This window comes from Streptomyces viridosporus (assembly GCF_002078235.1).
Classification (GTDB): Bacteria; Actinomycetota; Actinomycetes; order Streptomycetales; family Streptomycetaceae; genus Streptomyces; species Streptomyces viridosporus.
Genome location: NZ_MSGP01000723.1, coordinates 1 through 5,929 on the forward strand (window position 1 = coordinate 1; position 5,929 = coordinate 5,929).

Sequence of the window (5,929 nt, forward strand, 5' to 3'; positions counted from 1 at the left end):
GGTCACGCAGAAGCCCAGCGGCACCCGGTAGGCACGCCACAACCGCCGCCCCGGCACCCCCGCCGGGCCCAGCAGCACCGCCAGCGCGGTCAGCAGCACCAGGGCCGCGCCCGGCCAGGGCGGCAGCGAGACGGCGAGCACGGTGAGTCCCAGCCCGAGCACGGCCTTGTCCACGGGATGGCGGCGGCGCCAGCGACTGCCGTGCGCCGCCGTGTCGATCGGCAGCACGGGGCGTCAGTCCCGCCGTCCGGGAGCGGCCCCGTCCCCGGCGTCCGTGCCCGCTCCGGCCGCGGGGGCCGTGCCCGCTCCGGCCGGGGCGTCCGTGTCCGCCGCGTCCCCGGCGCCCGCCCGGGCCCCCGGCCGCGCCTGTGCCCGCGCCTCGCCCTGCCGCCGCCCGCGCCGCAGCCCGAAGTAGTACGCGAGGACGCCCGCGCCGATCGCCGCCTGGAGGGCGAACAGCGCCGACTCGATCTCCCCGGACGGCGGCTCGTACAGCGGCGAGAACCACGGCTCGTAGTCCGGGTCGAGCTCGGTGATCGCCGTCTCCGCCTCGGCGTCGGCGCCCGCGAACGGCTCCTCCTTGTGGTCACCGAGCCCGAGGGCCAGGGGCAGCACCGCGAGCGCGGCGACCAGGAGCAGCAGCAGGCCGTTGATCTTCGCGTTCCGGCTCATCGGCCCACCGCCCCGGCCGCGTCCGGAGTCTTCCGCCCGGCCGTCGTCAGCAGGACGCCGAGCCGGGTCAGCTCCCCCTTGCTCGACTGCACCAGCAGGCGCATCACCAGCACGGTCAGCAGCCCCTCGCTCACCGCGAGCGGGATCTGGGTGACGGCGAAGACGGAGCCGAACTTGCCGAGCGCGCCCGGGAACCCGCTGCCCGGGTCGGGGAAGGCGAGCGCCAGCTGGACGCTCGTCACGCAGTACGTCGACAGGTCGGCGACGAACGCGCCGCAGAACACCGCCGCCATCAGCGGCGCGTCACAGCGGCGCAGCAGCCGGTAGGCGCCGTACCCGGCCCACGGGCCGACGACCGCCATCGAGAAGACGTTGGCGCCGAGCGTGGTCAGTCCGCCGTGGGCGAGCAGCAGCGCCTGGAACAGCAGGGTGATGGTGCCCAGCACCGCCATGACCGGCGGCCGGAACAGGATCGCGCCCAGGCCCGTACCGGTGGGGTGGGAGCAGCTCCCCGTCACCGAGGGCAGTTTCAGCGCGGACAGCACGAACGTGAACGCTCCCGAGGCGCCGAGCAGCAGCGTGCTCTCGGGATGTTCCCTGACCTCACGGATGAGCGACCGGGCTCCGTGGACGACGAACGGCGCCGACGCGGCGCCCCAGGCGACCGCGTGCGCCGGTGGGAGGAAACCCTCGGCTATGTGCATGGCTCAGCAGACCCTCTCCAGCACCTCGTGGATGGTTGACGTGCCTTGGCCGGTCTCCTGGCTGACGGGTACCACCGCCCGTGCTCCGCCTTCCCGGGTCCCAAGAGACCCAGTGGCTGTCCGTGAGGACCGGAGCCGGACTTCCCGATCACAGTGGCGAGGGCCGCACCGGTGTCGCACCGATTTCCCGTCACCAAGGCGTGGCGACAGTAGTGCCCGTTCCGACCCCCTGACAAGCGGACGCGGGGGCGCGTGGACGGCGCCCGGCACCCCGGCGCACACCTGCGGGTCCGGCACCGGCCGTACGCCCGTCGAAGCGGGGGACTGGGGGAGGCCGGTCCTGGGTAGGGCCCTGCTGCAATTAATATGCAACAGCGATTATCAGGCATCAGGGATGTGAGGTTCGATGACGACCCGAGGAATACCCCGACGAGTACGGGGTGCCGCCGTCGCGGCGGCGACGGCCGGTGTGCTCGCCGCGTGCTCGGCGCCGGGCGGCGGCGGCACGGGCGGCGGCGCGTCCGCCGACTCCGTCGTGATCGGGGTCTCCACCGAGCCGGACACCCTGAGCCCGCTGCTCGGCTACGGCAAGGACGGCAACTCCAAGATCTTCGACGGGCTCCTCGCCCGTGAGGCCGACCTGGAGCTGAAGCCCGCGCTGGCGAAGGCGCTGCCCGAGGTCGGCGACGGCGGCCGCACCTACACCTACACCCTGCGCGACGGCGTGAAGTTCAGCGACGGCGAGCCGCTCACCGCCGAGGACGTCGTCTTCACCTACCGTACGGTGCTGGACGACAAGACCAACAACACCGCCAAGAGCGAACTGGACGCCCTCGAGGAGGTGCGGGCGGACGGCGACGACAAGGTCGTCTTCACGCTCAAGTACCCCTACGCGGGCTTCGCCGCCCGCACGGTGCTGCCCATCGTCCCCGAGCACGTCGCCGGCGATCAGGACCCCAACACCGGCTCCTTCAACACCGAGCCCGTCGGCACCGGACCGTACGTCCTCACCGGCTGGAGCAAGGGGGAGAAGCTCACGTTCAAGGCGAACCCGGACTACTGGGGCGGCGCGCCGAAGGTGAAGAAGCTCACCATGGCGATCATCGCCGACGACGACGTCCGCGCCACCCGGCTGCGCTCCGGCGACCTCGACGGCGCGGTCCTGCCGCCGAACCTCGCCGCCACCTTCGAGGACGACGACGGCAGGAAGACGTACCGGGCGACGTCCTACGACTTCCGCGCCGTCACCCTCCCCACCGGGCACCCGGTCACCGGCGACACCGCGATCCGCCGCGCCCTGGACCTCGCCGTGGACCGCAAGGCGATGGTCGACAAGATCCTCGACGGGGCCGGCCGCCCCGCCTACGGCCCGCTGCCCCTGGACGACGACTGGTTCGCCCAGGACGTCGCACGCGACCGGGACCTCGACGAGGCGGGGCGCATCCTCGACGACGCCGGCTGGAAGCCGGGCAAGGACGGCGTCCGCGCCAAGGACGGCCGCCGCGCCTCGTTCACCCTCTACTACCCCTCCGGCGACAAGGTCCGCCAGGACCACGCCCTCGCCTACGCCTCCGACGCCAAGAAGGCCGGCATCGAGGTGAAGGTCGAGAGCGGCACCTGGGAGGTCATCGAACCCCGGATGAAGAGCGACGCCGTCCTCGCCGGCTTCGGCAGCACCGGCGACCCCGACTTCGGCCTCTACACCCTGCTGCACTCCTCCCTCGCCGGCGACGGCTTCAACAACATGGCCCGCTACGACAACCCGGCCGTGGACGAGGCCCTCGAGACCGGCCGCCGCAGCCAGGACCCCGCGGACCGCAAGGCCGCCTACGACGACCTCCAGCGCGCGCTGGTGAAGAACCCCGGCTACACCTTCCTCACCCACATCGACCACCTGTACGTCCTCGCCGACCGCTGGGACGGGCCGACCACGCAGACCGAGCCGCACGAGCACGGCTTCGCCAGCGGTCCGTGGTGGAACGTCGAGGACTGGCAGCCGAAGAAGTGACGTCCCTGCCCTGGGGAGCGATGGCGCGGCTCACGGCACGGCGGGCCCTGCTCGCCGTGCCCGTGCTCCTCGCCGTCACCTTCGGCGCGTTCGCCCTCGCCGCCGCCTCCCCCTTCGACCCGGTCAAGGCCTACGCGGGCACCGCCGCGCTCGGCGCCGACCGGGAGACCCTGGACCGGCTGCGGGAGAACCTCGGCGTGGACCGGCCGTTCACCGCGCGCTGGTGGGAGTGGCTGACCTCCGCGGTCGGCGGTGACCTCGGTCACTCCAGCGTGATGCGGCAGCCCGTGACCGAGGTGATCGGCGAACGGCTGGTGTGGTCGGTGCTGCTGTGCGCCGTCGCGTTCGCCGTCGCCGTCCTGCTCGGCACCGTGCTCGGCGTGCTCGCCGCCCGCCGCCCCGGCTCGCCGCTCGACCGCGCCGTCACCTCCCTCTCCTACGCCCTGGAGGCCGCGCCGGTCTTCTGGATCGCCCTGCTCGCCGTCTGGCTGTTCGCCCTGGAACTGGACGTCCTCCCGGCCGGCGGCCTCACCGACACCGGCAGCGAGCACGTCACCGCCGGACAGCTCCTGAGCCACCTCGTGCTGCCCGCCGGCGTCCTCGCCGTCTCCCAGCTGCCCTGGTTCACCCTCTACGTCCGCCAGGGCGTCGGCGACGCGCTCGCCGAGGACCCGGTGCGCGGCGCCCGCGCCCGCGGCCTGAGCGAACGCACCGTCCTGCTCGGCCACGCCCTGCGCTCCGGACTGCTGCCGGTCCTCACCCTGATCGGCTCCCGCGTCCCCGAACTCATCACCGGCGCCCTGCTGGTGGAGACCGTCTTCAGCTGGCCGGGCATCGCGGCGGCCACCGTGGAGGCGGCCACCGCCGTGGACTTCCCGCTGCTGGCCGCGCTCACCACCCTCGCCACCGCCGCCGTCCTCGCCGGAAACCTGCTGGCCGACCTGCTGTACGGACTGACCGACCCGAGGGTGAAGCTGAGTGAGATGTGATCCCCATGGCTGACACCACCGTCGAGAAGGCGGACACCGCCGGGCCCGCGGCCCCGACCGCGTGGCGCGGGCACGGCACCGCCCGCCGCTCCACCCACACCCTGCGGCTGCGCACCTCCGCCGCGCTGGTCGGCGTGACCGTCCTGGCGGTGCTGCTCGTCCCGCCGCTGGTCCAGCTCGACCAGCAGGCCGTCGACCTGGCCGCCAAACTCCGGCCGCCCAGCTGGGCCCACCCCTTCGGCACCGACGACGTCGGCCGGGACCTGCTGCTGCGCTGCGTCTACGGCCTGCGCGTCTCCCTGCTCGTCGGCGTGGTGGCCGCGCTCACGGCCACCGTGATCGGCACCGCCGTCGGCGCCACCGCCGGGGCGCTCGGCGGCCGGGTCGACCGCGTCGTCATGCGCCTGGTCGACACCGTGGCGTCCGTCCCGCACCTGCTGCTGGGCATCTTCATCGTCGCCATGTTCCGCCCGGGGGTCTGGCCGGTGGTGGTCTCCGTCGCCCTCACCCACTGGCTGTCCACCGCCCGCATCGTGCGCGCCGAGGTCCTCTCGCTGCGCTCCCGCCCCTACATCGACGCGGCCGTCTCCGGCGGCGCCTCCCGGTGGCGGGTGGCGGTGAGGCACCTGCTGCCCGGGGTGCTGCCCCAGGCCGGGCTCGCCGCCGTCCTGATGATCCCGCACGCCATGTGGCACGAGTCGGCGCTGTCCTTCCTCGGCCTCGGCCTGCCCACCCACACGGCCAGCCTCGGCACCCTCATCCAGGGCGCCCGCGGCTCCCTGCTCGCCGGCCAGTGGTGGCCCACCCTCTTCCCCGGCCTGTTCCTGATCATCCCCACCCTCGCCATCGCCGGGCTCGCCGGAGTCTGGCGGGAGCGGATCAACCCGCGGCGCCGATCGGAGCTGATGCTGTGACCGAGCGAACCGAGCGAACCGAGCGAACCGAGCGGGTCGAGGGGGCCGGGCGCGCCCGGCGCTCTCCCGTGCTGTCGGTCCGCGGGCTGTCGGTGCGCTTCCTGCTGCCCGGCGGGGGCCGGGTCGCCGCCGTCACCGACGCGCACTTCGACGTGGCGCCCGGCGAGTGCCTCGCCCTGATCGGCGAGAGCGGCTGCGGCAAGTCCGTCCTCGCCTCCGCCCTCCTCGGCCTGCTCCCCGCCAACGCGCAGACCGCGGGCAGCGCGCTGCTCAGCGACCTCGACCTGCTCACCGCCGGCGAACGCACCCTCGCCCGCACCGTACGGGGCCGCCGGATCGGCCTCGTACCGCAGAGCCCGGCCGCCCACCTCACCCCCGTCCGCACCATCCGCTCCCAGCTGGAGGAGACGGTCGCCCAGCTCACCGGCGTCCGGGGCCGCGCGGCCCTGCGCGCCGCCGCCGAGCGGGCCGCCGAACGCGCCGCCTTCCCACCGGACCACCTCGACCGCCACCCCCACGAGCTCTCCGGCGGCCTCGCCCAGCGCGCCGCCACCGCCCTCGCCCTGGTCGGCGGGGCACCCCTGCTGCTCGCCGACGAACCCACCACCGGCCTGGACCGCGACCTGGTGGACCACACCGTCG

At 74.1% G+C, this 5,929-nt stretch carries 7 protein-coding genes and 1 riboswitch; of the genes, 4 read left to right on the forward strand and 3 right to left on the reverse strand.

Annotated features, from left to right (window positions below; translation table 11 throughout):
- From B7L92_RS36525 to B7L92_RS36535, 3 genes are all read right to left on the reverse strand, one after another.
- Positions 1-228 (reverse strand): CbiQ family ECF transporter T component (locus tag B7L92_RS36525; protein ID WP_218030499.1); only part of this gene is annotated, 228 nt, incomplete at its 3' end.
- Between the two features lie 6 nt (positions 229-234).
- Positions 235-672, reverse strand: a complete 438-nt coding sequence (locus B7L92_RS36530; protein ID WP_081241461.1) for an energy-coupling factor ABC transporter substrate-binding protein — start codon at positions 670-672, stop codon at positions 235-237.
- On the reverse strand, positions 669-1,376 hold the full coding sequence (locus B7L92_RS36535) for an energy-coupling factor ABC transporter permease (protein WP_081241462.1): 708 nt from the start codon (positions 1,374-1,376) through the stop codon (positions 669-671). Before B7L92_RS36535 ends, B7L92_RS36530 begins: the two co-directional genes overlap by 4 nt.
- Positions 1,377-1,406: 30 nt before the next feature.
- Positions 1,407-1,589: riboswitch (cobalamin riboswitch) on the reverse strand.
- A 193-nt stretch (positions 1,590-1,782) separates the two neighbouring features.
- On the opposite strand from B7L92_RS36535, the gene B7L92_RS36540 reads away from it, so the two are divergent.
- The 4 genes from B7L92_RS36540 to B7L92_RS36555 form a co-directional block, all read left to right on the forward strand.
- Positions 1,783-3,384 carry an ABC transporter substrate-binding protein gene (locus B7L92_RS36540; RefSeq protein ID WP_081241463.1) on the forward strand — a complete coding sequence of 534 codons (1,602 nt, stop codon included), beginning with the start codon at positions 1,783-1,785 and terminating at the stop codon, positions 3,382-3,384.
- Between the two features lie 20 nt (positions 3,385-3,404).
- A complete protein-coding gene (locus B7L92_RS36545; protein ID WP_081241464.1) occupies positions 3,405-4,373 on the forward strand; it encodes an ABC transporter permease in 969 nt (322 codons plus the stop codon).
- Positions 4,374-4,378: 5 nt separating this feature from the next.
- Positions 4,379-5,287: an ABC transporter permease gene (locus tag B7L92_RS36550; protein WP_081241465.1), complete on the forward strand. Its 909-nt coding sequence runs from the start codon at positions 4,379-4,381 to the stop codon at positions 5,285-5,287.
- Positions 5,284-5,929, forward strand: a 646-nt coding sequence (locus tag B7L92_RS36555) for an ATP-binding cassette domain-containing protein (RefSeq protein ID WP_255311313.1), incomplete at its 3' end; no start/stop codon positions are given. The genes B7L92_RS36550 and B7L92_RS36555, both read left to right, overlap by 4 nt.

Excerpts from the sequence above, each read along its gene's own strand:
- B7L92_RS36550 (WP_081241465.1), top strand. The coding sequence starts at position 4,379 with ATGGCTGACACCACCGTCGAGAAGGCGGACACCGCCGGGCCCGCGGCC.
- B7L92_RS36530 (WP_081241461.1), bottom strand. The coding sequence starts at position 672 with ATGAGCCGGAACGCGAAGATCAACGGCCTGCTGCTGCTCCTGGTCGCC.
- B7L92_RS36535 (WP_081241462.1), bottom strand. The coding sequence starts at position 1,376 with ATGCACATAGCCGAGGGTTTCCTCCCACCGGCGCACGCGGTCGCCTGG.
- B7L92_RS36545 (WP_081241464.1), top strand. The coding sequence starts at position 3,405 with ATGGCGCGGCTCACGGCACGGCGGGCCCTGCTCGCCGTGCCCGTGCTC.
- B7L92_RS36540 (WP_081241463.1), top strand. The coding sequence starts at position 1,783 with ATGACGACCCGAGGAATACCCCGACGAGTACGGGGTGCCGCCGTCGCG.